At 59.6% G+C, this 26,498-nt stretch carries 23 protein-coding genes; 10 read left to right on the top strand and 13 right to left on the bottom strand.

Annotation, left to right across the window (positions count from 1 at the left end; all coding sequences use genetic code 11):
• Positions 1-117 precede the first annotated feature (117 nt).
• Positions 118-636 carry a glycine cleavage system transcriptional repressor gene (locus tag PSUM_RS19375; protein WP_020796041.1) on the bottom strand — a complete coding sequence of 173 codons (519 nt, stop codon included), beginning with the start codon at positions 634-636 and terminating at the stop codon, positions 118-120.
• A 535-nt stretch (positions 637-1,171) separates the two neighbouring features.
• Here PSUM_RS19375 and PSUM_RS19370 point away from each other — a divergent pair.
• A complete protein-coding gene (locus tag PSUM_RS19370; protein WP_033041524.1) occupies positions 1,172-3,349 on the top strand; it encodes a malate synthase G in 2,178 nt (725 codons plus the stop codon).
• A 63-nt stretch (positions 3,350-3,412) separates the two neighbouring features.
• On the opposite strand, the gene PSUM_RS19365 is transcribed toward PSUM_RS19370, so the two are convergent.
• Both PSUM_RS19365 and PSUM_RS19360 read right to left on the bottom strand, forming a co-directional pair.
• A complete protein-coding gene (locus tag PSUM_RS19365; RefSeq protein ID WP_083349833.1) occupies positions 3,413-4,321 on the bottom strand; it encodes an EamA family transporter in 909 nt (302 codons plus the stop codon).
• A gap of 381 nt (positions 4,322-4,702) precedes the next feature.
• Complete coding sequence (locus PSUM_RS19360) at positions 4,703-5,161, bottom strand: response regulator (protein WP_033038636.1); 459 nt, start codon at positions 5,159-5,161, stop codon at positions 4,703-4,705.
• Between the two features lie 259 nt (positions 5,162-5,420).
• On the opposite strand from PSUM_RS19360, the gene PSUM_RS19355 reads away from it, so the two are divergent.
• The 8 genes from PSUM_RS19355 to PSUM_RS19320 all read left to right on the top strand — a co-directional run bounded on the left by PSUM_RS19355 (position 5,421) and on the right by PSUM_RS19320 (position 14,636).
• Complete coding sequence (locus PSUM_RS19355) at positions 5,421-7,355, top strand: putative nucleotidyltransferase substrate binding domain-containing protein (RefSeq protein WP_305366734.1); 1,935 nt, start codon at positions 5,421-5,423, stop codon at positions 7,353-7,355.
• Positions 7,356-7,365: 10 nt separating this feature from the next.
• Positions 7,366-8,073: a 3'-5' exonuclease gene (locus PSUM_RS19350; protein WP_033042590.1), complete on the top strand. Its 708-nt coding sequence runs from the start codon at positions 7,366-7,368 to the stop codon at positions 8,071-8,073.
• A 207-nt stretch (positions 8,074-8,280) separates the two neighbouring features.
• Positions 8,281-8,799 (top strand): RNA polymerase sigma factor, encoded by a 519-nt coding sequence (locus PSUM_RS19345; RefSeq protein WP_033045381.1) that lies wholly within the window; start codon positions 8,281-8,283, stop codon positions 8,797-8,799.
• Positions 8,796-9,770: a FecR domain-containing protein gene (locus PSUM_RS19340; RefSeq protein ID WP_083349834.1), complete on the top strand. Its 975-nt coding sequence runs from the start codon at positions 8,796-8,798 to the stop codon at positions 9,768-9,770. The genes PSUM_RS19345 and PSUM_RS19340 overlap by 4 nt, the downstream gene beginning before the upstream one ends.
• Positions 9,771-10,017: 247 nt before the next feature.
• Positions 10,018-12,453, top strand: a complete 2,436-nt coding sequence (locus tag PSUM_RS19335) for a TonB-dependent siderophore receptor (protein WP_083349835.1) — start codon at positions 10,018-10,020, stop codon at positions 12,451-12,453.
• 72 nt (positions 12,454-12,525) lie between these two features.
• Positions 12,526-13,656 (top strand): PepSY-associated TM helix domain-containing protein, encoded by a 1,131-nt coding sequence (locus PSUM_RS19330; protein ID WP_020796050.1) that lies wholly within the window; start codon positions 12,526-12,528, stop codon positions 13,654-13,656.
• The gene (locus PSUM_RS19325) at positions 13,653-13,832 is read left to right on the top strand and encodes a hypothetical protein (protein ID WP_020796051.1); all 180 of its coding nucleotides are present in this window, start codon (positions 13,653-13,655) and stop codon (positions 13,830-13,832) included. The genes PSUM_RS19330 and PSUM_RS19325 overlap by 4 nt, the downstream gene beginning before the upstream one ends.
• A 174-nt stretch (positions 13,833-14,006) precedes the next feature.
• Positions 14,007-14,636, top strand: coding sequence for a glutathione S-transferase (locus PSUM_RS19320; protein WP_033045382.1), 630 nt, complete (start codon positions 14,007-14,009; stop codon positions 14,634-14,636).
• A 29-nt stretch (positions 14,637-14,665) separates the two neighbouring features.
• Here the strand turns inward: PSUM_RS19320 and rloA2 are convergent, their stop codons facing one another.
• The gene (rloA2, locus tag PSUM_RS19315) at positions 14,666-15,172 is read right to left on the bottom strand and encodes a retropepsin-like aspartic peptidase RloA2 (RefSeq protein WP_020796053.1); all 507 of its coding nucleotides are present in this window, start codon (positions 15,170-15,172) and stop codon (positions 14,666-14,668) included.
• A gap of 274 nt (positions 15,173-15,446) precedes the next feature.
• On the opposite strand from rloA2, the gene PSUM_RS19310 reads away from it, so the two are divergent.
• Positions 15,447-16,334 (top strand): 1-acylglycerol-3-phosphate O-acyltransferase, YihG family, encoded by an 888-nt coding sequence (locus PSUM_RS19310; RefSeq protein ID WP_083349836.1) that lies wholly within the window; start codon positions 15,447-15,449, stop codon positions 16,332-16,334.
• Position 16,335: 1 nt separating this feature from the next.
• On the opposite strand, the gene PSUM_RS19305 is transcribed toward PSUM_RS19310, so the two are convergent.
• The 9 genes from PSUM_RS19305 to glyA form a co-directional block, all read right to left on the bottom strand.
• Complete coding sequence (locus PSUM_RS19305; protein WP_083349837.1) at positions 16,336-16,959, bottom strand: DUF2780 domain-containing protein; 624 nt, start codon at positions 16,957-16,959, stop codon at positions 16,336-16,338.
• 263 nt (positions 16,960-17,222) lie between these two features.
• Complete coding sequence (gene fdhA, locus PSUM_RS19300) at positions 17,223-18,422, bottom strand: formaldehyde dehydrogenase, glutathione-independent (protein ID WP_020796056.1); 1,200 nt, start codon at positions 18,420-18,422, stop codon at positions 17,223-17,225.
• Positions 18,423-18,612: 190 nt separating this feature from the next.
• The gene (gene purU / locus PSUM_RS19295; RefSeq protein WP_020796057.1) at positions 18,613-19,470 is read right to left on the bottom strand and encodes a formyltetrahydrofolate deformylase; all 858 of its coding nucleotides are present in this window, start codon (positions 19,468-19,470) and stop codon (positions 18,613-18,615) included.
• Positions 19,467-19,628, bottom strand: coding sequence for a hypothetical protein (locus PSUM_RS31730; protein WP_020796058.1), 162 nt, complete (start codon positions 19,626-19,628; stop codon positions 19,467-19,469). Before PSUM_RS31730 ends, purU begins: the two co-directional genes overlap by 4 nt.
• Before the next feature lie 12 nt (positions 19,629-19,640).
• The gene (locus PSUM_RS19290) at positions 19,641-20,273 is read right to left on the bottom strand and encodes a sarcosine oxidase subunit gamma (RefSeq protein ID WP_020796059.1); all 633 of its coding nucleotides are present in this window, start codon (positions 20,271-20,273) and stop codon (positions 19,641-19,643) included.
• A gap of 148 nt (positions 20,274-20,421) precedes the next feature.
• Positions 20,422-23,439 (bottom strand): sarcosine oxidase subunit alpha, encoded by a 3,018-nt coding sequence (locus tag PSUM_RS19285; RefSeq protein ID WP_083349838.1) that lies wholly within the window; start codon positions 23,437-23,439, stop codon positions 20,422-20,424.
• On the bottom strand, positions 23,436-23,765 hold the full coding sequence (locus PSUM_RS19280; RefSeq protein ID WP_008057118.1) for a sarcosine oxidase subunit delta: 330 nt from the start codon (positions 23,763-23,765) through the stop codon (positions 23,436-23,438). Before PSUM_RS19280 ends, PSUM_RS19285 begins: the two co-directional genes overlap by 4 nt.
• 14 nt (positions 23,766-23,779) lie before the next feature.
• Positions 23,780-25,030 (bottom strand): sarcosine oxidase subunit beta, encoded by a 1,251-nt coding sequence (locus tag PSUM_RS19275; protein ID WP_007980419.1) that lies wholly within the window; start codon positions 25,028-25,030, stop codon positions 23,780-23,782.
• Positions 25,031-25,053: 23 nt separating this feature from the next.
• Complete coding sequence (gene glyA, locus PSUM_RS19270) at positions 25,054-26,307, bottom strand: serine hydroxymethyltransferase (protein WP_020796061.1); 1,254 nt, start codon at positions 26,305-26,307, stop codon at positions 25,054-25,056.
• Positions 26,308-26,498: the final 191 nt, after the last annotated feature.

Below are 26,498 nucleotides of genomic sequence, written 5' to 3'. Positions count from 1 at the left end.
GTTACTGAAACTGCTGGTTTTTTGATCAATCTTTGAAGAGCCACGGCCGGCGTGGCCTGGCGGGCTGTCTCTACAGGTTATCCACAGGCAGGTGCACGTTTAAACTGGATAACCTGATCAAGGTTCACTGCGCAGCACCAATTCCACCATCAGGTCGTCCGCCAGGGTTTCCAGGCGCGATTGCAGCACGTCCAGAGACAGCGTCAGGGGCACCGCCAGTATCGCTTCGGCGTGGAACAGCGGCTCGCTGCTCATGGGGGCCGGACGCACCTCCGTCACCAGCCGTTCCAGGTTTACCCCCTGCTCACTGAGCAAGCGCGTGATGTCGCGCACGATCCCCGGCCGGTCATTGCCCACCAGCTCCATGGCAATCGGCTTCCAGGTGCACGACTGTTCGATACCGCTTTCGGCGATCAAGACGCGAATGCCGTGGGACGATAATCCTTGCAGGGCGTCGACCAGTGAGTCGTAGGCTTCCGCCGGGACCCCCACCCGAAGAATCCCGGCGAATTGCCCGGCCATGCGCGACATGCGGCTTTCCAGCCAGTTGCCACCATGCTCGGCGATGCATTGGGCTATGCGCTCGACCTGCCCAGGCTTGTCCGGTGCAAAAACAGTGAGTACGAGGTGGTCCATGGCGCAGCCCTCTTTTGTTATTGAAAGAGAAGTATAGGCAAGGGTTGATTCGGCGCTGGCAGGTCCTACCTCTTCGCGAGCAGGCTCGCTCCCACAAGGTCGGCGCAGGGCTTTGTGGGAGCGAGCCTGCTCGCGAATGAGTCCCGCCCAAGAACCTGCGCAACATAAATCGTGTACAACTTTTTATATTTAACTGGAACAATCTCATGCTTTTTTGAGAACATCCTCATCCCCGACGTGACTGCAATGCGTCATGGGGTCGCAGAACGACGTAATTAGTCTAATTTTCACAACCGCAACTCATCATGTAGTATGCCGCTGCGCGCACTACATAACGTTGGATCGATGTCCGCCACAGGCGCAGACGCATCCCTGAAAGCCCTGTCAGCAAGGCCCTAAAGCCGTTGATTGGTCCCCACCCAGCCGTCAGAAATGGCATGTACTGGTCGCAGGGTTTGTGGTTTAAATGGCCAGAGGCTTCATTGTTAAATTGAAGAGCTGAAAAGCGAAATAGCTGAGCAGAGTGAGGCAAGCAATGACTGAACACGTTCAAGTCGGTGGCCTGCAGGTCGCCAAAGTCCTGTTCGACTTCGTGAACAACGAAGCCATTCCCGGAACCGGCCTCACCGCCGACCAATTCTGGGCCGGTGCCGACAAGGTCATCCATGACCTGGCGCCGAAGAACAAAGCCCTACTCGCCAAACGCGATGATTTCCAGGCTCGTATCGACGGCTGGCACCAATCCCGTGCCGGTCAACCACACGACGCCGTGGCTTATAAAGCCTTCTTGCAAGACATCGGTTATCTGCTGCCAGAAGCGGCCGATTTCCAGGCAACGACGCAAAACGTCGATGAAGAAATCGCCCACATGGCCGGCCCACAGCTTGTGGTGCCGGTGATGAATGCCCGCTTCGCGCTTAACGCTTCGAACGCCCGCTGGGGTTCGCTGTACGACGCGCTCTACGGCACCGACGCCATCAGCGAGGCTGACGGCGCGGAAAAAGGCAAAGGCTACAACAAGGTTCGCGGCGACAAGGTCATCGCCTTCGCCCGGGCCTTCCTCGACGAAGCGGCGCCATTGGCGGCCGGCTCCCACGTCGATTCGACACACTACAAAATCGTTGACGGCAAACTGGTCGTCGCCCTTAAAGGCGGTAGCAACAGCGGCCTGCGCAACGACGCCCAACTGATCGGTTTCCAGGGCGATACGGCGGCACCCACCGCGATCCTGCTGAAAAACAATGGCCTGCATTTCGAAATCCAGGTCGATGCCAGCACCCCGGTCGGCCAGACCGACGCTGCCGGTGTCAAAGACATCCTGATGGAAGCCGCACTGACCACCATCATGGACTGCGAAGACTCCGTCGCCGCCGTCGACGCCGATGACAAAGTAGTGATCTACCGCAACTGGCTCGGCCTGATGAAGGGCGACCTGGCGGAAGAAGTCGCCAAGGGCGGCAAGACGTTTACCCGCACCATGAACGCCGACCGCACCTACACCGCCGTCGACGGCAGCGAATTGAGCCTGCATGGTCGTTCGTTGTTGTTCGTGCGTAACGTCGGTCACCTGATGACCATCGATGCGATCCTCGATAAAGATGGCAACGAAGTACCGGAAGGCATCCTCGACGGTCTGGTGACTGTTCTGGCGGCGATGCACAACCTGAACGGCAATACCTCGCGCAAAAATACCCGCACCGGTTCCGTCTACATCGTGAAGCCAAAGATGCACGGTCCTGAAGAAGCTGCGTTCACCAACGAGCTGTTCGGGCGCATCGAAGACGTGCTGGGCCTGCCTCGCAACACCCTGAAGGTCGGGATCATGGACGAGGAGCGCCGTACCACGGTCAACCTCAAGGCCTGTATCAAGGCTGCCAGCGAGCGCGTGGTGTTCATCAACACCGGCTTCCTCGATCGCACGGGCGATGAAATCCACACCTCCATGGAAGCCGGCCCGATGGTGCGCAAGGCCGACATGAAGGCCGAAAAATGGATTGGCGCCTACGAGAACTCCAACGTTGATATCGGCTTGAGCACCGGCCTGCAAGGCCGTGCGCAGATCGGTAAAGGCATGTGGGCAATGCCCGACCTGATGGCGGCGATGCTGGAACAGAAAATCGCTCACCCACTGGCGGGTGCCAACACCGCATGGGTGCCTTCGCCGACCGCTGCCGCGCTGCACGCGCTGCACTACCACAAGGTTGACGTGTTCGCCCGTCAGGCCGAACTGGCCAAGCGTGCTCCTGCGTCGGTGGACGATATCCTGACCATCCCGCTGGCAGTGAACCCACAGTGGACCGCAGAACAGATCCAGAACGAACTGGACAACAACAGCCAAGGCATTCTGGGTTATGTGGTGCGCTGGATCGACCAGGGCGTTGGTTGCTCGAAGGTGCCGGACATCAATGACGTCGGCCTGATGGAAGACCGTGCGACGCTGCGTATTTCCAGCCAGCACATCGCCAACTGGCTGCGTCATGGCATCGTTACCGAAGAGCAGGTGATGGCCAGCCTTAAGCGCATGGCGCCGGTGGTGGACCGTCAGAATGCCGGTGATGCGCTGTACCGTCCGCTGGCACCGAACTTCGACAGCAACATCGCCTTCCAGGCGGCAGTCGAGCTGGTGGTGGAAGGTACCAAGCAGCCCAACGGCTACACCGAGCCGGTCCTGCACCGTCGTCGTCGCGAGTTCAAGGCCAGGAACGCGCTGTAAAAAATAGTCTGCCAGACAACAATCCCCCGACCTCACGACCGGGGGATTGTAGTTTCTGACCGGTCATTTCCTGTGGCGCAAGGCGCTTTCAGCGATGCAGTTAGCGATTTTCGGTGCACACATGAACAAGGCAATACCCAGGACCGTAAGCACAAGGGCGAACAGTTTCTCGCCCCCAATGGGTTCGTCGAGCACATACCAGGAAGTCACGATGCCGGATATCGGAATGATGATCGACAATGGGGCAACCTGGCTCGCCGGATATTTCCTGATCAAGCGGTTCCATGCCCAATAACCGAAAATCGTCGCCACATAGGCCTGGAACAGAATGGACAGCAGCACCGGAGCCTTGAAGTCCGTCAATAACGCCTGGAAAGGCGCAGCCCCCCTGGCCCAGTAGGTCATCAAGTACAACGGCGCAATTGCATACAGACTCGACCAGACAACGAAGGAAAAAATGTCGATTACCTTGCTTTTCTTGATCACGACATTGCAAAGACTCCAGCACAAAGCTGCCAGCAGTATCAGAAACAGACCATGGCTCTGGCCTTGCGTCTCGGTCACATTGATGATGAACATAAGCCCCACCAATGCCAGGAGAATTCCTGCCACCTGGATCCCCGACATTTTTTCGCCGAACAACATCACCCCCCAGATGACTGTAAAAAAGGCACTGAATTGCAGGAGCAGAGAAGTCACACCGGCACTGACCCCGAGAAACATGCCATAGTTCATCAGCCAACACATCCCGACTCCGAACAAAAAACCATATAAAGCGATAGTTGAGGAACTGATGTTTTTCGGCTTGGGAACGAAGAACACCAACGGAAAGGCGCAGAAAGTTAAACGCAAGGCCGTCAGCATATACGGGTCTATACCGTCGAGACTGATATCAATGACCGAATAGTTACTTCCCCACATAACCGTTACAACAAGAATCAGGAGCAGGTCGCGCAAATCCATTTTTATCATGTTGTGTCCTGATTATCATTCACACGCATGCAAACCAGGAAAATCGCCTTTCCCGATCAAGCCATAGTTTTTCAGGCGCATGGAAACAAACGTTCGTTCAATAGTCCTCCTCAAGGAGGTCACAAGCACGGGCGTAAACTTCAGCGTGGAATAATAAATTAATATTTTCGAATTTGATTAAAACAAAGGCTAACTATAAACAGCCACCCGCACTTCAATCATCACGACGATATCTGAAACTACAGCCGCAGCTGACAGACATTTATGAATGGATATTTCTCAACCACGGCAGAAAAACTTCATTACATCGAATAGACGCAGACTTAACTCGAATACCTCTGCGCGTTGGCTTTCAGGCAACTATCACTTACAAATCTTTGGTTACTCAATCCCCAACTCATGTTTGACCAGTGCTAACAACTTTCCGGTATCAATCGGTTTGAGCAAAAAGTCGACCACGCTCAAATGCATCGCGGCAATGGCGTCTTTGACGTCGGCATCGCCGGAAACGATGATAATCGGCAGCGCGGCTCGTACGGTTTCACGAATCTGCCGAACCAGTTCCAGACCATCCACATTGCCCATGCGCAAATCGGTAATCAGCAGGCCAATTGAAGGTTTCTTGATCTCCGCTTCTGACACCAGCATCTTGAGTGCGGTCTCGCCACTGGCTGCCGTCATGCAACGAATGCCGTCCAGTGCCAGAATCTCCGACAACAGCTCCCGGGCATCCTTGTCGTCGTCAACGATCAGCACCCGCTGCGGCGGCAGGTCGGGTTCCAGCATGACGTCACTGAGTGCCTGGCGCTCGGCATCACTCAAAATATCGTGGTCGGACATGGCATTCTCTACATGTTCAATTCAATTCCCTAGCACAGTGGTAAGACATCGCTAAGCACACCATCAATGTGCACTCCGTCGGATAATTTTCCAATGGGGAAAGGTGAGGTTTTTCTCACATTTAGGTAGGTTCTTTCCGACAATGCATCACTTTTCCAGCCTACCTAGACTTACGTCCAATGGGCACCCCGACCGTAGGGGTCGACCATGGGTGAGTCATCCGACAACAACAATTCAAAAAAAGACTGCGGTAATGGTTATGAGTAAAGCGGACGCCTTCACCCAGGCAGGGAAAACCGCGGTGTTGCAAAACATTCAGGGCACTTTGCAATTCCTTCAGCGCTTCCCGCCCTTCAACCAGATGGAACACGCCCACCTGGCGTATCTGGTCGAGCAATGTCAGCTGCGTTTTTATGCCCCCGGCGAGAGCATCATCAAACCCGCCGACGGCCCGGTTGAGCATTTTTACATCGTCAAACAGGGTCGTGTTGTCGGTGAACGCCCGCACTCGGCCAAGGGCGGGACCGAAACCACCTTCGAAATCACCACGGGCGAGTGCTTTCCACTCGCTGCGCTGCTGGGGGAGCGTGCGACACGCACCGAACACCTGGCTGCCGAAGACACTTTTTGCCTACAGCTGAACAAACTTGCATTCATCAAGCTGTTCGCCATTTCCGGCACCTTCCGCGACTTTGCCCTACGCGGGGTGAGCAGCCTGTTGGACCAGGTCAACCAGCAGGTCCAGCAAAAAGCCGTGGAAACCCTCGGCACCCAATACTCGCTTAATACCCGCCTGGGCGAATTGGCCATGCGCCATCCGGTGACATGCGCCCCAACCACACCCTTGCGTGAAGCCGTGACCCAAATGCACGAGCAGCAGGTCGGCAGCATCGTGATCGTCAATGAACATAAAGCGCCGCTGGGCATTTTCACCCTGCGCGATTTGCGCCATGTCGTGGCCAACGGTATCGGCGATTTCAGCGAGGCGATCGAGCGGCACATGACCCCGTCGCCGTTTTACCTGTCTCCAGACCATAGTGCCTTCGATGCCGCGATTGCGATGACAGAGCGGCATATCGCCCACGTCTGCCTGGTCAAGGATCAGCGCCTGTGCGGTGTGGTTTCGGAACGCGATCTGTTTTCCCTGCAACGGGTCGACCTGGTTCACCTGGCGCGCACCATCCGCAGCGCCCAGCGTGTGGAAAACCTGGTGCTGCTGCGTGGCGAAATTGGTCAACTGGTGGAGCGCATGCTGGCCCACGGTGCGTCTTCGACCCAGATCACCCACATCATTACCCTGCTCAACGACCACACCGTGTGCCGGGTGATCGAGCTGACCCTGGCTGAGAAAGGCGATCCGGGCATCCCGTTCAGTTGGCTGTGTTTCGGCAGCGAAGGTCGCCGCGAACAGACACTGCACACCGATCAAGACAACGGCATTCTGTTCGAAGCGCGGGACGCGGCCCACGCCGCCGAGATTCGTGGGAAATTGCTGCCCATTGCCCATCAGATCAACCAAAGCCTGGCGCTTTGCGGTTTCACGCTGTGCAAAGGCAACATCATGGCCAGCAATCCAGAACTGTGCCTGTCGCGGATCGAATGGGCCCGACGCTTCAGCGCGTTCATTCGCGAAGCCACGCCGGAGAACCTGTTAGGGTCGAGCATCTATTTCGATTTGCGCGTGGTCTGGGGCAGCGAGCTAGGCTGCGAACAACTGCGCCGTGCGATTCTCGACCAGGTGGCCGACAACCGACTGTTCCAGCGCATGATGGCTGAAAACGCGTTGCGCAATCGTCCGCCCGTAGGACGTTTCCGTGAGTTCGTGCTGGCGCGTAAAAATGGCGAAAAAGCCACGCTGGACCTGAAGATCCAGGGCCTGACCCCCTTTGTCGACGGGGCGCGGTTACTCGCCCTCGCCCACGGCATCGAAGCGAACAATACCCTGGAGCGCTTTCGCCAACTGGTGGCCAAAGAGGTCATCGAGCCACTGGACGGTGCGGCGTATGAAGAGGCCTATCACTTCATCCAGCAAACCCGCATGCAGCAACATCAGCTACAGACCCGGGAGAATTTGCCCTACTCCAACCGGGTCGACCCCGACAGCCTCAATCATCTGGATCGACGCATCCTGCGCGAATCCCTGCGCCAGGCCCAACGCCTGCAAAGCAGCCTGTCCCTGCGATACCAATTATGAGCTACCAACTATGAGTCTTTTTTCATGGTTGCGCCCCGCCGGCCCGAGCTTGTCCGCGGACCTGCAACAACGCCTTCAACGCCTGCCTGTGGTCCAGGGATTAAGTGAATGCAGCCTGCGCGAACAGCGCTGGGTAGTGCTCGACCTGGAAACCACCGGGCTGAATATGAACAAGGACCGGGTACTGTCCATCGGCGCCGTGGTGATCGAGGATGGCGCGATCGATTTCAGCCGGCAGTTCGAGCGCACCTTGCAGTGCGACGAACTCAAACTCGGCCCCAGTGTGCTGATTCACGGCTTGGGGCCCAGTGCAATCGCCGCCGGCAGTGACCCGGCTGAGGCGTTGCTCGAGTTCATGGAGTTTGTCGGCGATAGCCCGGTGCTGGCCTTTCATGCGCCTTTCGACCAGCACATGCTCGGACGCGCATTGAAAGAGCACCTGGGCTACAAGTTGCAACATCCCTTTATGGATGTGGCGGACATCGCCCCGCTGCTGTGTCCGCAGGCCAATATCCGCGAGGCCGGCCTGGACGAGTGGATCGATTGGTTCAAACTGGAAGTCTTCGAGCGGCATAACGCCAGCGCCGACGCCCTGGCAACCGCCGAACTGGCGCTGATCCTGTTCAGCCGTGCACGTCAGCAGCAGATCCACAGCCCGCTGAACCTGCAGCAGCGGTTGAACCAGTGGAAGCGGCGGCAGCAAACACATTCTTTCTAACGGTCACGCCGTCCCGTGTAGGAGCTGCCGCAGGCTGCGATCTTTTGATCTTGGAAATCAAAATCAAAAGATCGCAGCCTGCGGCAGCTCCTACAGGGTCATACGACAATCTCCTGCCCGACCAACGCCGATTGCTTTCACTCCCCCGCCTCTGACACAATCGCGAACAATTCTCGTTAGTTAACATTTCCCAATCGGTGATGCTGCGTGTCGTCAGTTCCAAGCCCCCAAAGTGAGCTCGTCGGTGCGTTGTATCGCGACCACCGTGGTTGGCTATTGGCTTGGCTACGTCGCAATGTCACCTGCCCGCAACGGGCCGAGGACTTGAGCCAGGACACTTTCGTGCGCTTGCTCGGGCGCGAAGAACTGAAAGAGCCGCGCGAGCCGCGGGCATTGCTGGTGGCGATTGCCAAGGGCCTGCTGTTCGACTACTTCCGCCGCGCCGCGCTGGAGCAGGCTTATCTCACCGAACTGATGCTGATTCCAGAAGCCGAACAACCGTCGGTGGAAGAACAGCAAATGATCCTCGAAGACCTGAAAAACATCGATCGCCTGCTCGGCAAGCTGTCGAGCAAGGCCCGTGCGGCGTTCCTCTACAATCGACTCGATGGCCTCGGCCACGCGCAAATCGCCGAGCGCCTTGGTGTGTCGGTGCCGCGAGTGCGCCAGTACCTGGCCCAAGGCATCCGTCAGTGCTACATCGCCTTGTACGGGGAGCCGACATGAACCCGGTCAGTTCCAAGCCGGTGTCGGCACAGGTGCTCGACGCTGCCATCGCCTGGCAACTGTCCCTGGACTCCGGCAGCCCTGTGGAACGCGAAGAGTTCGCCAAATGGCACGCCGCCCACGAAGAACATGCCCGCGCCTGGCGTCAATTGGGCATGCTAGACCAGCGTTTCAGCGTCGCCAGCGGCCCCGCCCGCGCCGCCCTGCTGCAATCGCGCGAAGGCATTCGCCGCCGGGTGCGCAAGCTCGGCAGCGGCCTGGCCAGCATCGTTGCGGTGTTCGGGCTGGCACTGTTTGCCGGTGAGCGCTATTTGCCGATCGATTATTGGCTGGCCGACCAGCGCACTGCCACCGGCGAACAACGCACGATTCGCCTGGACGACGGCACCCTGATCAACCTCAACACCCACAGTGCCGTGGACGTGCGCTTCGATGACAAGCAGCGGCGAGTCATCCTCCAGGAAGGCGAAATACTGATCGAGACCGGCCACGGCGACGCACGGCCGTTCATCGTTGAAACCCGCGAAGGCCGCATGCGTGCCTTGGGCACAAGGTTCCTGGTCAAGCGTGAAGAGCAAGGTACGCGCCTGAGCGTGTTGCAATCGGCGGTGGCTGCCCATCCACAATCGAGTCCTGAAGAGCAGGTCCTGCGCGAAGGCCAGCAAATGCTGATCCGCAGCGACGGCCTGGGCCCGATTGTCGCGCTCAACCTCGGCGCCGATGCCTGGACCCGCGGCATGCTGGTAGTGGACAACGCGCGACTGGAAGATCTGGTGCGTGAAATCGGTCGCTATCGCCCTGGTCTACTGGGTGTGGCACCGGAAGTGGCCGACCTGCGGATCACCGGTAGCTTCCCGTTGCAAAACACCGACCTGGCCCTGAGCGCGCTGTTGCCAACGCTGCCGGTGCAGATTGAGCATCGTACGCAATGGTGGGTGACGGTGGCGGCGAAGACCGAGGCCAAGCCCTAAAAGGTGCTGTGTCAGTGAAGCCGCCTTCGCGGGCAAGCCACGCTCCCACAGGTTTTGTGTCGGTCACAAAATTACCGGTCAGTGCAGAACCTGTGGGAGCGGGCTTGCCCGCGGTGAGGCCATCAGATCCGCCACAAAACCCAACTTTGTTTACTGAATCGAAATTATTTCCATCCAGCCCTATCACTTTTTGATTTTCGTTCGGTACTTAGGCAATTGAGAAGTATTCACTTTCAGGAGCCGCTGTATGTCCCGTTCGTTAGACGCCTTGTTGCGCCCCGGTTTGCTGGCGCTTGCCATTGCTCTTTGCACGCCTTTGGCCAGCAGCCAATTGATCGCCGCTGAACAGGCGTCCAGCGTTCGTGCCTACAACCTGCCGGCCGCACCACTGGCCAGCACCCTGAACCAGATTGCCAGCCAGGCCGGCCTGGCGTTGTCGTTGAACCCGTCGCTGGCCGCCGGCAAGAGTTCGGCCCCGGTCCAGGGCCAGTTCGACGCTGCCGGCGCCCTGCGCGAAGCCCTGCGTGGCACCGGGCTGCAACTGGAGCAAAGCGGCGGCACCTACACCCTGGTGACCGTGCCTGAGGGTGTGATGGCTTTGCCGGCAACCAGCGTCATCGGTGTAGAAGCAGAGACTGAAAACGCCTGGGGTCCGGTGCAAGGCTACCTGGCCAAGCGCACCGCTGCCGGCACCAAGACCGACACGGCACTGGCAGAAGTACCACGCTCGATTTCTGTTGCCACCCGCGAGCAGATGCAAGACCGTGCCGTACAGAATCTCGATGACGCTGTACGCTACATGCCCGGGGTCATTGCCAGCAGCTACGGCAGCGATAGCCGTGCCGAGTGGCTGAAAGTTCGTGGATTTGAGCCCACTCAGTTCCTCGATGGATTGCCGCTGCCAAAGGGCACTTACACCATGCCGAAAATAGAGACCTGGGACCTTGAGCGAGTAGCACTGCTGCGTGGCCCTGCCTCCTCGCTTTACGGCCAGACACCGCCTGGCGGCTTGCTCGACATGGTCAGCCGACGCCCTGATGCGTTGGCCAGCAACGAAGTGCAATTGCAAGTTGGCAGCTACGAGCGTAAGCAGATCAGTTTCGACAGTACCGGTCCGGTCGATGACGAAGGGCGTTTTTTGTACCGCGTCAGCGGTGTGGTGCGTGATAGCAACACCACCATCGAGCACATCGACGACAAGCGTTACAACATCGCTCCCAGCCTGACCTGGAACATCGATCCCGATACCACGCTGACTTTCCTCAGCCAGTACAACCGTGACGATACCGGTACCACCAGCCAGTTCCTTCCGCTACAGGGCACCAAACTGTCCTCGCCCGCTGGAGAAGTGAAGTTCCACAAGAATCTCGGTGATCCGGAATGGGAGTTCTACGACAAGACCTATTACGCGTTGGGATATGCCTTTGAGCACCGGATGAACGACGTTTGGCAGTTCCGTCAGAACCTTCGCTATACCAAGAGCGATCTGTCCTTCCAGAGCATTACCGCGGGCGGTTTCTATGGTTCGGTCGAAGACGACGGCACCCTGTCCCGGGGTGCCAACGTAGTTGACGAAGACCTCAGCCAGTTTGCCGTGGATAACAATTTCCAGGCCGATTTCGACACCGCCGCCATCAGGCACACACTGTTGCTGGGGCTGGATCACCAACGCGTCAACACCAACTACAAATGGCTGTTCGGCAACGCGCCAACCAGCAACATCACCCACCCGATCTACGGGCAGGACTTCAGTAACGTCCAATACACCGCGTTCAATGACTACAACCAGAAGACCCATGACACAGGCCTCTATGTCCAGGACCAGATGGCCCTCGACAACTGGCGCCTGACCCTGGGTGGTCGTCAGGACTGGCTGCACACGGATTCGACGTTCTACAACATGAACAATGCCAAGGACACCCGCGACGACACCAATTTCAGCGGCAACGCGGCCATCAGCTATGTGTTCGACTCCGGCTTCACTCCCTACATCTCCTACGCCGAATCCTTCCAGGCAGAAGCAGGTGGCGCCAACGGCGAGGCATTCCGCCCTGGCATTGGCAAGCAATATGAAATCGGACTCAAGTACCAACCACCGGGCACCGACATGCTGTTCACGGCTGCCGCCTATGACCTGACCCGCAAGGACATCGTACTCAGCGACACCCTGGGCGTTTCTCGCCCGCTGGGTGAAGCGAAAGTCCGAGGCTTCGAGCTGGAGGCAACCGGCAACGTCAACGAAAACCTGAATCTGACGGCTTCGTACACCTACGCCAACAGCAAGATGACCAAAGTCACCGATCCGCTGGACAAAAATCGCCCGCTGCCACTGACCCCGGAAAACCAGGGCGCGGCATGGGCTGACTACACCTGGCATACCGGTGTTCTGGATGGCTTTGGAATCGGCTTTGGTGTGCGCTATATCGGCGAAACCGACAACATCGCCATCGGCAGCATGGCCTTTGTACGCGATCCGTCAGACGGCCACAGCGATTCCTATACCGTCTATGACGCGGCCGTTCATTACGACCTGGGCCGCCTGGACAATGCACTCAAGGGCGTCAGTGTCAGCGTCAACGCCAACAACGTATTCGACAAGGAATACATCTCGACCTGTGACGGTTTCTACTGCTACTACGGCGACCGTCGCAACGTCATGGCCAGCCTTGACTACAAGTGGTAACGACTTGATCTGACACGCCCGGTACCCAGGCCGTCCTTCGAGGACGGCCTGGGTATTTCTGGAGGCTACGAAATGAAAAGTAAAACAATTCGCCGCTGGTCCTTTGTCCACACCTGGACCAGCCTGATCTGCACGGTGTTCCTGCTGATGCTGGCACTCACCGGCCTGCCGTTGATCTTTCACCATGAGATCGACCATTTGCTGGGCGATGCCGCCGAATTGAAGCAAATGCCGGCAGACACACCGCAACTGAATCTGCAGCAGCTTGTGCAGGCGGCTGAAAAGCATCGTCCCGGTGACGTCATGCAGTATTTCGGTTTCGACGATGATGAGCCCAACGGCGCAATCGCGATCATGGCGGCCACCGCGGGCACCGAGCCGAACTCTTCCCACACCTTCATGCTCGACGCCCGCACCGGCGAAGCGCTGGAGATGCCATCGGCCAATGGCGGCTTCATGATGGTCATGCTGCGCTTGCATGTAGACATGTTCGCCGGGCTGCCGGGCAAGTTGTTGCTGGCGTTCATGGGTTTGCTGTTCGTCGTCGCGATCGTTTCCGGCACGGTGCTGTACCTGCCGTTCATGCGTCGCCTGAAATTCGCCACCGTGCGCCAGGACAAATCCACCCGCCTGCGCTGGCTCGACCTGCACAACCTGATCGGCGTGGTGACCCTGACCTGGGCCCTGGTGGTCGGCGTAACCGGCGTGATCAGTGCCTGCGCCGACCTGTTGATCGCCGCGTGGCGCAACGACAGCCTGAGCGCGATGGTTGCGCCGTATCGCGATGCGCCCCCGCTGTCGCAACTGGCGCCGGCTACACGTTTGCTCGATATCGCCAAGGAAGTCGCACCCGGCATGCAACCGGACTTCATTGCCTTTCCCGGCACGCGGTTCTCCAGCGAACACCATTACGCTGTGTTCATGAAAGGCAGCACGCACCTGACCTCGCACTTGCTGACACCGGTGCTGATCGACGCCAGCACCCTGAAAGTCACCGCCGTGGCCGAGCGTCCCTGGTACATGGACGCCATGGGCATGTCGCAGCCTTTGCATTTCGGTGACTACGGCGGCATGCCGATGCAAATCCTCTGGGCCACCCTGGATGTGCTGACGATCATTGTGCTCGGCAGTGGCGTTTACCTGTGGGTGGTGCGGCGCAAGGCGGTGAAACCCGTACTGGAGAAAGCGGAGAGCGTGGCATGAGGCCCCGCCAGTCGAGTTTCTGGAAGGTGTTCGCCACCCCAACTGTTATCGCCTTGTTCAGCGCGGGCGGGTTATTTGCCGCGTTGCTCGGCGATGGCGTTTGGGATGCCCTGAGCTGGCTTGGATTAGGCATCCCTGCCGTCCTCGCCCTGCGCGGCCTCCTGCAATGCCGGTAACGGACATCCCCCTGTAGGAGCGAGCCTGCTCGCGAAAGCGGTGTGTCAGAGAGCATTGATGTCAACTGACACGGCCTCTTCGCGAGCAGGCTCGCTCCCACAATTGAATGTGATCTTGAGCTCTCGCCTCCACACGTTATGCTGCGTGACACCGCCACCAACCGAGTCACTGCCATGTCCACCCCGAGCATGACCCTGTACCACAACCCCCTCTCCCCCTTCGTCCGCAAAGTCATGGTGCTCTTGCACGAAACCGGTCAACAGGACCGCGTTGCCCTACAGAATTGCGTGCTCACACCGGTTGATCCGGACCAGACCCTGATCGACGACAACCCCTTGAGCAAGATCCCCGCCCTGCGACTGGCCGATGGCAGCATCATCCACGACAGCCGGGTGATCCTCGACTATCTGGATCACCAGCACGTCGGCAACCCGCTGATCCCCCGCGAAGGCTCGGCCCGCTGGCGGCGCCTGACACTCGCCTCCCTGGCCGACGGCATCATGGACGCCGCGGTACTGGTGCGCTACGAAGTCGCCCTGCGCGCCCCGGAAAAACACTGGGACCAATGGCTCGACGGCCAGCGCGACAAAATCCGCCGTGCCCTGGCGTTGCTGGAAAAAGATGCGATGGCCGAGCTGGCCAGCCATTTCGACATCGCCGCGATCGGAGTGGCCTGTGCGTTAGGGTATCTGGATTTGCGCCATCCGGACCTGGACTGGCGATCGGCCAATCCGCAGTTGGCGGCGTGGTATTTCGAGGTGAGTCAAAGGCCTTCGATGTTGGCGACGATGCCGAAGGTTTGATGAAGCTACACCAACACCCTGTGAACCGATCAACAATCCGGCTTGTCCGCCGTAAACCTGCGAGCCGGATTCACCGCCGCGCCAAACTCGCGCAAGGCCTTGGCGCCGATCAACAATGGGTAATTGAAGCTACTGCGATCGGTGAGGTTAACCTCGACCGTGCGTTTGACATTGCCCAGGCACAACTCCAGATCCACCACCGGTCGCTTGGTGGGCGCGATCACTTCGCTGTCATCTTCGTCCTCTTCGGAACGGGTCTTGATCTTGCTGATCCGCGCGACCTTGTGTTCGTAAACCTTATTGCTCGCGCCCTTGGTGGCGAGACGGAAGCGCACCCAGTCTTCGCCGTCGCGGGTGAAGGTTTCGATGTCCTTGGCCGACAGCGACGCGGTCAGGGCGCCGGTGTCCATCTTGGCCTTGAGCACTTCGCCGCCGATTTCCGGTAGCGCGATGTATTCGTAGCGACCGTACAGGGTCGGCTCGGCGGCCATGACCGGCAGGGCGATGAGTGAAAACAGTGCAAGAAGGGATTTCACGTACGGGGAGTCCTTGAGAGATGGGCAGCGCAATTTTAGACCGTTGTCGAATAGATCGTTCCCACGCAGCGCAAAGGATTGCCTCAACGTACGCTCTGCGTTCGGCTCCTGATTTGGGACGCAGCGCGTCCCGGTCTGCATTCCCACGCGGAGCGTGGGAATGATCGGTGTCAGGAGGTTAGCGCGTCAAAGGTGAAACATTCGTCACCGGTGATTTGGCCTGTCGCCCGAAGCTGCTTATCATGGCGCGCCCAAACGCTTCCAAGAGTTCTTTATGCGCCGCCTGCTCACCGGCTGTTTTGTCACATTGCTGCTGTTACTTAACACCCTGGTCCTGATCGGCCCCTTGATGGTGTTTGCCCTGCTCAAGCTGGTCCTGCCCGGCCGCTTTCGCGATTATGCGTCCTGGGTGGTGATGTGGATTGCCGAGACCTGGTCGGAAATCGACAAGCTGATCTTTCGCCTGTGCATTCCCACCCGATGGGATATCCGCGGCGGTGACGATCTGCGTCGTGACACTTCGTATCTGGTGATCAGCAATCATCAGTCCTGGGTCGATATCCCGGCGCTGATCCAGTCGCTGAACCGACGCACACCGTTTTTCAAATTCTTCCTCAAGAAAGAACTGATCTGGGTGCCGTTCCTCGGCCTGGCATGGTGGGCGCTGGATTACCCATTCATGAAGCGCTACACCAAGGCTTTTCTGGCGAAGAACCCGGAACTGGCCGGCAAGGATCTGGAGATCACCAAACAGGCCTGCGAACTGTTCAAGCGCCAGCCCGTGACCGTGGTCAACTATCTGGAAGGCACTCGCTACACCAGCGCCAAAAGCACCCAGCAACAATCACCCTTCACTCACCTGCTCAGGCCCAAGGCCGGTGGGGTAGCCTTTGTGCTGGCAGCGATGGGCGAACAACTGGATGCCATTCTCGACGTCACCGTGGTCTATCCACAGCAAGCGATTCCGGGGTTCTGGGACTTGATCAGCGGCAACGTTCCGAGGGTCATCATTGACATCAAGACCCGCGAACTCGACCCGGCGCTTTGGCAGGGCGACTACGAAAACGATCCACTGTTTCGCGAGAAAGTCCAGAACTGGGTCAACCAGCTCTGGAACGAGAAGGACCGGCGTATCGACGATTTGCGCGCCGAGAGTCGCTGAATCAGCTACCGGTGCTGGTGCCGAATCCTGTGTCTGTGCCTGTGCCTGTGCCTGTGCCTGTGCCTGTGCCTGTGCCTGTGCCTGTGCCTGTGCCCCAGATGCTGCCCAAGCTACTCAGCAGGGAACCGCCGACGCCTTGTTGACCTAGGTACTGCAGGATCACCGGGGTAAACATCCCGATCATGCCGGTGTCCATGCCCAGGGCGCTGAAGGCGTTGTTCAGGTCATTGGTGTCCTTGACGTTGCCCAGGGCGTTATCCAGCCCTGCGGCCTTGCCGCTCGAACCGAGCAAACCGGCGAGCGCCCCCAACTCTCCCCCACCCGAGAGAATGTCGATGCCCGGCACGCTTTTGGCCAGCTCCGAATAATCGGTCGAACTCAGCTGATTCTTCGCCAACCCAAGCATCGCCCCGGCGCCGCCGACGGCTTGCTCTGGCGTGATGTTCAATTGGGTGAGCGCGCCCAGCAGGTCTGCTGTCTCAGAGGTCGGCGCAGCCTCCGTGGCCGCGTTGCCCTTCATGCCGGAAATGGCACTGGCCGCATCGCTCAGGCTGAATTGTGCAAAAGCCGGGCTGACCACCAGGGTCATGAGCGATGCCAGGACAAAACCGCGTGAAATCTTCATTCAGACATCCTCTTGCGTCGAGAAAAAACACCCGGCTTTCGGGCGCAAAGCTGCCGGTTTGACCGGGTAGCCGCGGGCATGTTCCTCAGGCCTGCATCCATTTCTCATCCGTTCGTCACAAAGGAGCCCTGAAGCCTGCGGCAATATCAGATTTTCAAACGAAAAAGTGATGTGCACACGCAGCTCTAAAAAACGCGCATTGAGCAAATGCAACTTACAAAAAAAGGGCGATCCAAGATCGCCCTTTTTTACCTATACAGCGTTTACGCCGCGCTGAACAACTTATGCGGATCAATCACAAATTTCTTCGGCACGCCCGCATCAAACTCGCCATACCCTTCCGGCGCCTGATCCAGGCTGATCACCTGCACACCCACCACTTCAGCAATGTTGATACGGTCCCACATGATCGCCTGCATCAGCTGGCGGTTGTACTTCATGACCGGGGTCTGGCCGGTGTGGAAGCTGTGGGATTTGGCCCAGCCCAGACCAAAGCGAATGCTCAGGCTGCCCATTTTCGCGGCGGCGTCCACGGCGCCCGGGTCTTCGGTGACGTAGAGACCTGGGATACCGATCTTGCCGGCTACGCGTACTACGCCCATCAGCGAATTGAGCACGGTGGCCGGAGCTTCGTGTTTCACGCCGTCATGGCCGTGACCGCGGGCTTCGAAGCCTACGGCGTCGATGGCGCAATCCACTTCTGGCTCGCCCAGCAGTGCGGCGATTTGCTCGTGCAGTGGAGTGTCAAGGGACAGGTCGGCGATTTCGAAACCCTGGGCCTTGGCGTGGGCCAGGCGCACGGTATTGACGTCACCGACGATTACCACCGCCGCACCCAGCAGGCGAGCGGAAGCGGCCGCCGCCAAGCCGACCGGGCCAGCACCGGCGATGTATACGGTGCTGCCTGGGCCAACGCCGGCGGTCACTGCGCCGTGGTAGCCGGTCGGCAGGATGTCGGAGAGGCAGGTCAGGTCGCGGATTTTTTCCATCGCGCGATCGCGGTCCGGCAGTTTCAGCAGGTTGAAGTCGGCGTAAGGCACCATCGCGTATTCAGCCTGGCCACCGGTCCAGTCACCCATGTCGACGTAACCATAAGCACCACCGGGACGCGCCGGGTTAACGCTCAGGCACACGCCGGTATGCATTTCCTTGCAGGAACGGCAGCGCCCGCAAGCCACGTTGAACGGAACAGACACCAGGTCGCCGATCTGCAGGTTCTCGACGTCGCTGCCCTTCTCGATCACTTCACCGGTGATCTCGTGACCCAGGACCAGGCCGGTTTGCGCAGTGGTACGGCCGCGCACCATGTGCTGGTCGGAACCACAGATATTGGTGGAAACCACGCGCAGGATGACGGCGTGGTTGATTTTCCTGCCGCGCGGGTCCTGCATTTTCGGATAGTCGATTTTCTGTACTTCGACCTTGCCAGCGCCGAGATACACCACACCACGATTGCCAGACATGCTTTCACCTCGCTGTTGTTTTTATGTAGCGGTCGCGTCGCCATGAATCGGCGGCGCGTTGATTGCTCGGGTTATTGCCTGTTTGTCTTGTGTTGCTTGTCAGGGCCTCTTCGCGAGCAGGCTCGCTCCCACAGTGAATCTCGGAACAACACAAAAAACCTGTGGGAGCGAGCCTGCTCGCGAAGGCGATCTAAAGAACGACCGTACGATTGGCGTTCAAGAACACTCTTCTCTCAATGTGATAACCCACCGCCCGGGCCAATGTCAGCCCTTCGATATCGCGCCCCTTGGCGATCAGGTCTTCCGGGTAATGACTGTGATCCACCACCTCGACGCCTTGGGCGATGATCGGTCCTTCGTCCAGGTCGTTGTTGATGTAGTGCGCCGTGGCACCGACCAGTTTCACGCCTTTGTTGTAGGCCTGGTGATAGGGTTTGGCACCCTTGAAACCCGGCAGCAGGGAGTGGTGGATGTTGATCGCCCTGCCGTCGAGCTTGCGGCACAGCTCCGGCGACAGCACCTGCATGTAGCGGGCAAGGATCACCAACTCGGCACCGGACTCCTCGATCACCTGCAAGACCTGACGCTCTTGGGATGGTTTGTCGTTCGGGTCCAGCGGGAAATGGTAGTACGGGATCTGGTGCCAGTCGGCCAGCGGCTTGAGGTCCGGGTGGTTGGAGACCACGGCGACTACGTCCATCGACAATTGGCCGATGCGTTGGCGGTAGAGCAGGTCGTTGAGGCAGTGATCGGCCTTGGAGACCATGATCACCACTTTAGGCCGGTAATGCGGCGGCGTCAGTTCGAAGACCATGCCGAAAGATGCACCGCGTTCAGCGAGGCCTGCGCGAAACGACTGTTCGTCGAAACCCTCCGGCTGGCGGAACTCCACCCGAATGAAGAAACGGCCCGAGAGCCGGTCATCGAAGGAGTGGTGCTCGGTGACGTAACAGCCCTGCTCGAACAGAAAGCGCGTCACCGCGTCCACGGTGCCGAGCACGCTGGGGCAGTCGGCGGTCAAGATCCATGTGTCTGGGGCGCGGCTCATAGTGCGGTGACTCCTGAGGCATCGATAAACGAAAGCTGCATCTTGTGGGAGCGAGCCTGCTCGCGATGGACGTTAACGATAACGCGTATTTCCTGAATCAACGCGTTGCCCTCAAGTTCATCGCGAGCAGGCTCGCTCCCACAGTTGATCGCCTCCATGACTGGCTCTAATCAAGCCTGGACGCTAAGCCCGTATTCGGCAGACGCATCCTGCAACCACAACCACCAGTAATCCGAGAAGCTGCGACGGATCAGCAGCTCCCAGGTGTCTTCAGCGGTGTGACGGATCACCAGTTGCGATTTGGCGAACACCGTGCCAACAGCCTTGCCCACCGGGAAGTTGTTGGGGTGCACGTCGTAGCTGGTGGACTTCATCAATACCTGGCGCACGTTCGGGCCGCTCAGTTCGAGGATCTGCTGGCCACCGCTGACGTTGACGATCTGGATGTGCAGGTCGCCCAGCGCTTTGCGCAGTTTTTGCTCGGCGGCGAATTCTTCGCCGGTCGGGACGATCAGCAGCCACTCATCCGGCCCCATCCATTGCAGGCTGGTCTCGCCTTTGACGATGACGGTCAGAGCGCCCGGCAATTCGATGCCCAGGGCCTTGTGCACGCCCGCGGCAAATGCAGCGTCGTGGCCATCACCACGGATGGTCAGGTGACCAAGGAGTTTTTTCTCACGCACGGTCACGCCGGCGTTCTTGCGACCCTTGCCCACGAGGCTGGCGAGGTCGGCGTGATGCAGCGACGACTCGGCCTTGGCCCCGTTGGTTGGGCGCTGTTGGTAAACATTGGCTGCGGTCATAAAGCACCTGTTCCTGAATTCTGTTGGCCCTGTGGAGGCTGTTCCGCCGCCTTCGCGAGCAGGCTCGCTCCCACAAGGGTTACGCAATCTCTGTGGGAGCGAGCCTGCTCGCGAAAGCGTCGGCAGGCTCACCACAGGGCCTGGGCAATTACACGTTCTGGCGTTCGCCTTTCGGATCGAAGAACACCGAAGAAACGATTTCCGCCTCGATCACGCTGCCATCCGCCAGTGGCGCGAACACACGTTCGCCCATGCGGTTCAGGCCGCCCTTGACCACGCCCATGGCAAACGAATAGCCCAGGGAGTTGTGCAGGTAGCTGGAGGTCACGTGACCGACCATGGTCATCGGGATGGCCTGCTTGGTGTTGAACACCAGCTGCGCACCTTCCGGCAGCCACTTGTTCGGATCGATCGGCTTGAGGCCGACCAGCTGCTTGCGCTGATCACGCACGCAGTCTTCACGGTTCATCCCGCGCCAGCCGATCCACGAGAACGGTTTGTTGCGACCGACACACCAGCCCATGTTCAGGTCATCTGGGGTCATCGAGCTGTCAGTGTCCTGGCCGACGATGATGAAGCCCTTCTCGGCCCGCAGCACGTGCATGGTTTCGGTGCCGTACGGCGTCAGGTTGTACTTCTTGCCCGCGTCGACGATTTTTTCCAGCACGCCCATGGCGTAGTCGGCTTGCACGTTGACCTCGTACGACAGCTCACCGGTAAACGAAATCCGGAAAATCCGCGCCGGCACGCCACCGACCAGGGCTTCTTTCCAGGTCATGAACGGGAAGGCTTCGTTGCTCAGGTCGGCGTCGGTGACTTCGCTGAGCAGCTTGCGGCTGTTCGGCCCGGACAGGGTCATGGTCGCCCAGTGATCGGTCACGGAAGTGAAGTACACCTTCAGGTCCGGCCATTCGGTCTGGTGGTAGATCTCCAGCCATTGCAGCACGCGTGCAGCGCCCCCAGTGGTGGTGGTCATCACGAAATGGTTGTCGGCGAGGCAGGCGGTTACGCCGTCGTCGAAGACCATGCCGTCTTCTTTGCACATCAGGCCGTAGCGGGCCTTGCCCACGTCGAGCTTGGTCCAGGCGTTGGTGTAGATGCGGTTGAGGAACTCGCGTGAATCCGGGCCCTGGATGTCGATCTTGCCCAGGGTCGAAGCATCCAGCAGGCCGACGCTGTCGCGCACGGCTTTGCATTCGCGCTTGACTGCTGCGTGCATGTCTTCACCGGATTTCGGGAAGTACCATGGACGTTTCCACTGGCCAACATCTTCAAACTCGGCACCATTTTTCAGGTGCCACTGATGCAGCGCGGTGTAGCGCACTGGCTCGAAAATGTGCCCACAGTGACGACCAGCCACCGCGCCGAAGGTCACCGGCGTGTAGTTCGGACGGAACATGGTGGTGCCCATCTGCGGGATGGTCACGTTCAGCGAACGGGCAGCAATGGCCAGGCCGTTGACGTTGCCGAGCTTGCCCTGATCGGTGCCGAAGCCCAGCGCGGTATAGCGCTTGACGTGCTCGACCGACTCGAAGCCCTCGCGGGTCGCCAGTTCAATGGCGGCTGCGGTGACGTCGTTCTGCAGGTCGACAAATTGCTTCGGCGCCCTTGCGGTGTTCTTTTCATGAGGCACCTGGAACAGCGCCAGGGTCGGTTCTTCCAGACGGGTCAAGGCTTTTGGCAAGGTCGCTTCGACCGTACCGAAACCGGCTTCGCTGGCAGCGCGAACACCGCCTTCAAAACCGTCAGCCAGGGAATCGCCGAGGCCGTAGACGCCGTTGATGCCACCGACGCAAACACGTTTTTGCGGTGCTTCGCCCGGTACGAAACCAAGGATATCTTCGCGCCAGATCGGCTTGCCGCCCAGGTGCGAGGCCAGGTGAACCACCGGGCTGTAACCGCCGGAGCTGGCGACGATGTCGCAGTCGAGCCATTCACCAGGGCTGGTGACTTTGTGGCCTTTGACATCGATCGCGGCCACGCGGGCAGCGGTCACGTGCTTGGTGCCACGGGCCTCGATCACGGCGCTGCCGGTGAGGATGCGGATGCCCTTGGCGCGTGCTTCTTCCACCAGCGCACCGCGCGGGTTGCTGCGGGCGTCGGCGACGGCCACCACTTGCAGGCCGGCATCGAGCCAGTCCAGGGCCACGCGATAGGCGTGGTCGTTATTGGTCGACAGCACCAGTTTCTTGCCCGGTGCTACACCGTAGCGGCGCACATAAGTCGAGACGGCACCGGCCAGCATGTTGCCCGGCACGTCGTTGTTGCCGTAGACCAGTGGACGCTCGTGAGCGCCGGTCGCCAGCACGACACGCTTGGCGCGAACACGGTGGATGCGCTGACGTACCTGGCCAATCGGCGCGCGGTCACCGAGGTGATCGGTGAGGCGTTCGTGAATGGTCAGGAAGTTGTGGTCGTGGTAGCCGTTGACCGTGGCGCGCGGCAACAGCAGCACGTCCGGGGTGTTCTTCAGCTCGGCGATGACGCTGGCAACCCACTCGGTCGCAGGCTTGCCGTCGAGGCTTTCGCGGGAGTCGAGCAGACTGCCGCCGAACTCTTCCTGTTCGTCCGCCAGGATCACCCGGGCACCGCTACGCGCAGCCGCCAGTGCAGCGGCCAGGCCTGCAGGGCCGGCGCCGACGATCAGCACGTCGCAGTGCTGGTTCATGTAGTCGTAGGTGTCCGGATCGTTCTCGGTCGGCGAGCGACCAAGACCGGCTGCCTTACGAATGTACTTCTCGTAGGTCATCCAGAACGATTGCGGGTACATGAAGGTTTTGTAGTAGAAACCCGGTGGCATCAGCTTGCCGCCGACCTTGCCGAGAATCCCCATCATGTCGTTGTTCACGCTTGGCCAGCCGTTGGTGCTGGTGGCGACCAGGCCCTGGTACAGCGCTTGTTGCGTGGCGCGCACGTTCGGGATTTGCGTGGCTTCGGTGGCACCGATCTGCAGCACCGCGTTCGGCTCTTCGGCACCGGCGGCGAAGATGCCGCGCGGACGGGAATACTTGAAGCTGCGACCGATGATGTCGACGCCGTTAGCCAGCAGTGCTGCGGCCAGGGAGTCGCCTTCAAAGCCTTTGTAGCTCTGACCGTTGAAGGTGAACGTCAGGACTTTGTTGCGGTCGATCCGTCCGCCGTTGGACAGGCGATTGATCTGGCTCATACCTTCTCTCCCAGAGCCGTGGTGGCCGCTTTCGGGCTATCGGTCTTGTCGGTGAATTGTGGCTTGGTGCCGATCTTGTAGGTTTCGAGAATCTCGTAGGTCACGGTGTCGCGGGTGACGTTGAAGTATTGGCGGCAACCGGCGACGTGATCCCACAGCTCGTGGTGCAGGCCGCGAGGGTTATCGCGGAAGAACATGTAGTCGCCCCACTCCTCGTCGGTGCAGCTGTTGGGGTCCAGTGGGCGCGGGATGTGCGCCTGGCCGGATGCGTGGAATTCCTCTTCGGAGCGCAGTTCGCCGCAGTGAGGACAGAAGATATGCAACATGGGGATTTCTCCTGTTAGTGGGCAACCGCAGCAGCGCCGTGTTCATCGATCAACGCACCGTTGTGGAAACGGTCGATGGAGAAAGGTGCGGCCAACGGGTGCATTTCACCCTTGGCCAGGCTTGCGGCAAACACGTTGCCCGAGCCAGGTGTTGCCTTGAAGCCACCGGTACCCCAACCGCAGTTGAAGAACATGTTCGGGACCGGGGTTTTCGAAATGATCGGGCACGCATCCGGCGTGGTGTCGACGATGCCGCCCCACTGACGGTTCATGCGTACGCGGGACAAGACCGGGAACATCTCGACGATGGCCTGGATGGTGTGCTCGATCACCGGGTACGAACCACGCTGGCCATAGCCGTTGTAGCCATCGATACCGGCGCCGATCACCAGGTCGCCCTTGTCGGACTGGCTGATGTAGCCGTGTACGGCGTTGGACATGATCACGCTGTCGATAATCGGCTTGATCGGCTCGGACACCAGCGCTTGCAGCGGGTGGGATTCGATCGGCAGACGGAAACCGGCCAGCTTGGCCATGTGCCCGGAGTTACCGGCGGTCACTACGCCAACACGCTTGGCGCCGATGAAGCCCTTGTTGGTTTCCACGCCGATGCACACGCCGTTTTCCTTGCGGAAGCCGATTACTTCGGTCTGCTGGATCAGGTCCACGCCCAAGGCGTCGGCGGCACGGGCAAAACCCCAGGCCACGGCATCGTGACGGGCCACGCCGCCGCGACGCTGGACGGTAGCGCCCATCACCGGGTAGCGGGTGTTCTTCGAGCAGTCGAGGTACGGGATCTCATCGGCCACTTGCTTGGCATCGAGCAGCTCGCCGTCCACGCCGTTGAGGCGGTTGGCGCTGACCCGACGCTCGGAATCACGGATGTCCTGCAGGGTGTGGCACAGGTTGTAGACGCCACGCTGGGAGAACATCACGTTGTAGTTGAGGTCCTGGGACAGGCCTTCCCACAGTTTCATCGCGTGTTCGTACAGGTGCGCAGACTCGTCCCACAGGTAGTTGGAGCGAACGATGGTGGTGTTGCGCGCGGTGTTACCGCCACCCAGCCAGCCTTTCTCGACCACGGCCACGTTGGTGATGCCGTGCTCCTTGGCCAGGTAGTAGGCCGTGGCCAGACCGTGCCCGCCACCGCCGACGATGACTACGTCGTAGACCTTTTTAGGGGTCGGCGTGCGCCACATGCGCTGCCAGTTTTCATGGTGACTGAGAGAGTGTTTGAAGAGGCCGAAGCCCGAATAGCGTTGCATAGTCATTTACTCCAAAACCGCACTCAGCGATAAACCGGGAAGTCCGCGCACAGAGCCGACACTTGCTGCGCAACATTGGCCTCGACGTCGGCATCGCCGAGGTTGTCGAGGATGTCGCAGATCCAGCCGGCCAGCGTCACGCACTGGGTCACCTTGAAGCCGCGAGTGGTCACCGCCGGGGTGCCGATACGCAGGCCGGAGGTCACGAACGGCGACTGTGGATCGTTCGGGACAGCGTTCTTGTTCACGGTGATGTGGGCGCGACCGAGGGCTGCATCCGCCTCTTTGCCGGTGAGGCCCTGACGGATCAGGCTGACCAGGAACAGGTGGTTGTCGGTGCCGCCGGACACTACATCGTAGCCGCGTTTGATAAATACGCCGGCCATGGCCTGGGCGTTGTCGATCACTTGCTGCTGGTAGGCCTTGAAGCCTGGCTCCAGCGCTTCCTTGAAGCACACCGCCTTACCGGCGATCACGTGCATCAGCGGGCCGCCCTGGGCACCGGGGAACACTGCAGCGTTGAGTTTCTTCTCGATTTCTTCGTTGGACTTGGCCAGGATCAGCCCGCCACGTGGACCGCGCAGGGTCTTGTGGGTGGTGGTGGTGACCACGTCGGCGTAAGGCAGCGGGTTCGGGTACAGGCCGGCGGCGACCAGGCCGGCAACGTGGGCCATGTCGACGAACAGCAGCGCACCGACTTTGTCAGCGATCTGACGGAAACGTGGGAAGTCGAGGGTCTTGGAGTAGGCCGAGAAGCCGGCGACGATCATCTTCGGCTTGCACTCGACGGCCAGGCGCTCGACTTCGTCGTAGTCGATCAGGCCGGTCTTGGTGTCGATGCCGTACTGCACGGCGTTGTACAGCTTGCCCGAGGACGACACTTTCGCACCGTGGGTCAGGTGACCACCGTGGGCCAGGCTCATGCCGAGGATGGTGTCGCCGGCTTGCAGCAGCGCCAGGTACACGGCGCTGTTGGCCGAGGAACCGGAGTGCGGCTGGACGTTGGCGTAGTCGGCGCCGAACAGTTGCTTGGCGCGTTCGATGGCCAGGGCTTCAACCTTGTCCACGTGCTCGCAGCCACCGTAGTAGCGCTTGCCCGGATAGCCTTCGGCGTATTTGTTGGTCAGGCCGCTGCCTTGCGCTTCCATCACACGTTTGCTGGTGTAGTTCTCTGACGCGATCAGCTCGATGTGATCTTCCTGGCGTTGCTCCTCGGCATTCATCGCCGCCAGCAGTGCATCGTCGTAACCCTGGATCTGGTCTTGCTTGCTGAACATCGCGTCTCTCCCAGCGGCGGCACTGCGCCATTCGTCTCGGTGAGGCACTGGCTTTTCGGCAGTGCCCTTTGATAGCGATGGTATGACCGGCTTCGAGTCGTCAAATGCCTACGCGCGCCACGTAAAGGTGCGTTTACGACATGGCGGGAAATGGCAGGTCGGACACGACCCGCGAACCAACTGCAATCCCC

Origin of the sequence: Pseudomonas umsongensis, from assembly GCF_002236105.1 — a bacterium.
GTDB lineage: Bacteria > Pseudomonadota > Gammaproteobacteria > Pseudomonadales > Pseudomonadaceae > Aquipseudomonas > Aquipseudomonas umsongensis.
Note: the sequence above shows the minus strand (reverse complement) of the source record. Positions and strands in the feature narration are given on the sequence as shown.

Excerpts from the sequence above, each read along its gene's own strand:
- PSUM_RS19365 (WP_083349833.1), bottom strand. The coding sequence starts at position 4,321 with ATGATAAAAATGGATTTGCGCGACCTGCTCCTGATTCTTGTTGTAACG.
- PSUM_RS19310 (WP_083349836.1), top strand. The coding sequence starts at position 15,447 with ATGCGCCGCCTGCTCACCGGCTGTTTTGTCACATTGCTGCTGTTACTT.
- PSUM_RS19335 (WP_083349835.1), top strand. The coding sequence starts at position 10,018 with ATGTCCCGTTCGTTAGACGCCTTGTTGCGCCCCGGTTTGCTGGCGCTT.
- PSUM_RS19285 (WP_083349838.1), bottom strand. The coding sequence starts at position 23,439 with ATGAGCCAGATCAATCGCCTGTCCAACGGCGGACGGATCGACCGCAAC.
- PSUM_RS31730 (WP_020796058.1), bottom strand. The coding sequence starts at position 19,628 with ATGGAGGCGATCAACTGTGGGAGCGAGCCTGCTCGCGATGAACTTGAG.
- purU (WP_020796057.1), bottom strand. The coding sequence starts at position 19,470 with ATGAGCCGCGCCCCAGACACATGGATCTTGACCGCCGACTGCCCCAGC.
- PSUM_RS19360 (WP_033038636.1), bottom strand. The coding sequence starts at position 5,161 with ATGTCCGACCACGATATTTTGAGTGATGCCGAGCGCCAGGCACTCAGT.
- PSUM_RS19330 (WP_020796050.1), top strand. The coding sequence starts at position 12,526 with ATGAAAAGTAAAACAATTCGCCGCTGGTCCTTTGTCCACACCTGGACC.
- PSUM_RS19305 (WP_083349837.1), bottom strand. The coding sequence starts at position 16,959 with ATGAAGATTTCACGCGGTTTTGTCCTGGCATCGCTCATGACCCTGGTG.
- PSUM_RS19350 (WP_033042590.1), top strand. The coding sequence starts at position 7,366 with ATGAGTCTTTTTTCATGGTTGCGCCCCGCCGGCCCGAGCTTGTCCGCG.
- PSUM_RS19275 (WP_007980419.1), bottom strand. The coding sequence starts at position 25,030 with ATGCAACGCTATTCGGGCTTCGGCCTCTTCAAACACTCTCTCAGTCAC.
- PSUM_RS19355 (WP_305366734.1), top strand. The coding sequence starts at position 5,421 with ATGAGTAAAGCGGACGCCTTCACCCAGGCAGGGAAAACCGCGGTGTTG.
- PSUM_RS19325 (WP_020796051.1), top strand. The coding sequence starts at position 13,653 with ATGAGGCCCCGCCAGTCGAGTTTCTGGAAGGTGTTCGCCACCCCAACT.
- PSUM_RS19320 (WP_033045382.1), top strand. The coding sequence starts at position 14,007 with ATGTCCACCCCGAGCATGACCCTGTACCACAACCCCCTCTCCCCCTTC.
- PSUM_RS19290 (WP_020796059.1), bottom strand. The coding sequence starts at position 20,273 with ATGACCGCAGCCAATGTTTACCAACAGCGCCCAACCAACGGGGCCAAG.
- glyA (WP_020796061.1), bottom strand. The coding sequence starts at position 26,307 with ATGTTCAGCAAGCAAGACCAGATCCAGGGTTACGACGATGCACTGCTG.
- PSUM_RS19375 (WP_020796041.1), bottom strand. The coding sequence starts at position 636 with ATGGACCACCTCGTACTCACTGTTTTTGCACCGGACAAGCCTGGGCAG.
- PSUM_RS19280 (WP_008057118.1), bottom strand. The coding sequence starts at position 23,765 with ATGTTGCATATCTTCTGTCCTCACTGCGGCGAACTGCGCTCCGAAGAG.
- PSUM_RS19370 (WP_033041524.1), top strand. The coding sequence starts at position 1,172 with ATGACTGAACACGTTCAAGTCGGTGGCCTGCAGGTCGCCAAAGTCCTG.
- fdhA (WP_020796056.1), bottom strand. The coding sequence starts at position 18,422 with ATGTCTGGCAATCGTGGTGTGGTGTATCTCGGCGCTGGCAAGGTCGAA.
- PSUM_RS19340 (WP_083349834.1), top strand. The coding sequence starts at position 8,796 with ATGAACCCGGTCAGTTCCAAGCCGGTGTCGGCACAGGTGCTCGACGCT.